The sequence below is a fragment of the Methylacidimicrobium cyclopophantes genome, from assembly GCF_902143385.2.
In the GTDB taxonomy this organism is placed as follows: Bacteria; Verrucomicrobiota; Verrucomicrobiia; order Methylacidiphilales; family Methylacidiphilaceae; genus Methylacidimicrobium; species Methylacidimicrobium cyclopophantes.
Genome location: NZ_CABFUZ020000051.1, coordinates 1 through 2,198, shown reverse-complemented (window position 1 = coordinate 2,198; position 2,198 = coordinate 1). Strand labels below are relative to the sequence as shown.

General features: G+C 65.8%; 4 protein-coding genes and 1 pseudogene. All 5 read left to right on the top strand.

What is annotated here, in order from left to right:
• Positions 1-248 (top strand): hypothetical protein (locus FN369_RS01170; RefSeq protein WP_178087595.1); only part of this gene is annotated, 248 nt, incomplete at its 5' end.
• Positions 245-1,288 (top strand): radical SAM/SPASM domain-containing protein, encoded by a 1,044-nt coding sequence (locus FN369_RS01165; protein WP_142524388.1) that lies wholly within the window; start codon positions 245-247, stop codon positions 1,286-1,288. The genes FN369_RS01170 and FN369_RS01165, both read left to right, overlap by 4 nt.
• A gap of 53 nt (positions 1,289-1,341) precedes the next feature.
• On the top strand, positions 1,342-1,542 hold the full coding sequence (locus FN369_RS01160) for a hypothetical protein (RefSeq protein WP_142524387.1): 201 nt from the start codon (positions 1,342-1,344) through the stop codon (positions 1,540-1,542).
• Positions 1,543-1,607: 65 nt separating this feature from the next.
• Positions 1,608-1,931, top strand: a complete 324-nt coding sequence (locus FN369_RS01155; protein ID WP_142524386.1) for a PqqD family protein — start codon at positions 1,608-1,610, stop codon at positions 1,929-1,931.
• Positions 1,918-2,198: pseudogene (locus FN369_RS01150) on the top strand (hypothetical protein); the annotation flags it as partial. The gene FN369_RS01155 and the pseudogene FN369_RS01150, both read left to right, overlap by 14 nt.

Here is a 2,198-nt window from a genome sequence, read left to right as displayed (position 1 = left end):
AGGAGCCCCGGATCCGGCTCCTGTCCGGACGGGAAGCCTTCTTGCGCTTGAGCGCCCATCGGGGATGCCGGATCCGCTGGAGGGAGGAAGAGGAGTTCCGGCTCTTTTCCCGGTTGATCCATGAGGTGCCGGTGGTCGCTTGCCAGGTCCCCCGGGATCGAGCGAAGCTGCGGGATCTCTTTTCCCGGATGCGGCGGGTGTTGGAAGAGGACTTTTCCGAGGCGGCGGGAGCGGTAGCCAGCCGATGAGCTTCTCCTGGAAATCGGTCGGGTTGATGATCACCCGCCGCTGCCCGCTGGCGTGCGGCCATTGCGTCACCCGCTCTTCGCCCCGAGTCCAGGGGAAGATGGCGTTCGAGGCGGCCGCCGGATGGATTCGAGAGATTCCCCGAGTGAGCCGGAAGGTCTGCTTCACCGGGGGGGAGCCTCTCTTATATCCCGAAGAGGTCCGGGAGTTGACCCGGCTCGCATCGCAATTGGGGCTTTCGGTCTCCTTGGTCACCGGCTGCGGCTGGGCCAAAAACGCCGAGCGGGCCCAAAGGATCTTGGCGGAGCTGGCGGAGGCCGGGCTCTCGCAGATCGTGATCAGCTGGGACCCTTTCCACGAGCCTTTCCTAAAGAAGGATCTTCCCCTTTCGGTGGCGCGGGCGGCGGCCGACTGTGGGTTGCAACCCAGGATCCGCTCGACCTACCGGGCGAGCGATTCCCCCGACTTTCGCGCTCGGTTCGTCTCGGAGTTTGCCCCCTTCGTGGAGCTGTTCGAGAGCCAAGAGGTGGTCGCCATGGGGAGGGCGCGCAGCCTTCCTCCAGGAGCTGTCTCCCGGACCAAGGAACTTCCGGGTGGGTTTTGTCCCTCGGTCGTGCTTCCGGTCGTCGATGGGGATGGGCGGGTCTATGCCTGCTGCGGTCCCTCGCTCGATGCCGCGCCCGGCTCCCCTCTGGTTCTCGGCAACGCGTTGGAGGAGTCATTGGCGGAGATCCTCGAGCGAGCGCACTCCGATCCCCTCCTGCACGCGATCCACGCCTTCGGTCCCCGCGGGCTCCTTTCGCTGCTGGGAGCCGAGCGAGTAGAGGAGAAAGAGTTTTCGGGAATTTGCGATCTCTGCCTGCGGCTCACCGATGACCCCGGATGGGTAGCCCGGATTCGAAAGCGTCTTGCCGAGCCGCAGATTCGGTTTGCCATCGAAGCGCTTCTGCTGGCGCGCAAAGGAGAGCGAGCGCAAAAGCCCCGACCGGTCTCGCCGAGTGCGATTCGGGAGCGGGAAGCCGGCGCGGCCCTTGCGGGCTAGCGCCGGGAGGGAGAGAAGTGAGCAGGAGCAATCAGCAATAGGAGGAGATGGAGATGAAGGAAGAGAAGGGGAAAAGCGAATCCTTTGGAGAAGCGAAGTTGGAGGAGCAGCAGCTCCTCGGGAGGAAGAGGCGCTATCTCCCGCCGAGGCTGACGGTCCACGGGACGCTGGAATCCATCACGCAAAATACCGGACTGCTCCTCACCGACACCCTCTTGACCGGAAGCACAGTCTCGACGGTCACCTTGGGATAGGGATCTGGGCGGCGGACCATCCCTCCATTTCGAAGGAGGGCCGAGCATCCGGAGCGGGAAGGGGGATGAAGATGGCCGAATCCGGGAGGATCGCGCGGGCGGAGGAAGCTCTCCACACAGAGGTGGAGGGCTCGGTGGTGATCCTCCATTCCGGGGATGGGATCTACTACCAGCTCGACGGCGTCGCTGTTCGCGTCTGGGAGCTTCTGGCCGAGCCGATGACCTTCGAGAGTCTATTGGCGGCGCTTCTCTCCGAATTCGAGGTCGAGCCGGAGCGCTGCCGGAGCGACTTGGCCTCCTTGCTCGAGGAGCTGGAGGCGCACCGCTTGGTGGTGCCCGGCGGAGGCGCGCTAACCGCTGCCGGCGGGAAGGGCGATGGGGGCGATTAGTGGATGGTGGCGTCTCTCTGGGGATCTGGAGGAAGAGGCGTCTGGAGCGATGGTGGAGGCGCTTGCCCACCGGGCGCCGCGGGGCGGACGGGAGGAGCGGCTGCCCGGCCTCTTCCTCTGGGAGGCGCGGGAGCGAACGGAGTCGGCGACTGGCAGCGCAAAGGGCGTGCGGGTGGTTGCCGATGCCCGGATCGACAACCGGGAGGAGCTCGAAAGGCGGCTGGGGCTCTCCGCCGGAGCGAGCCCGGAGGAGCTGATTGCGGCCGC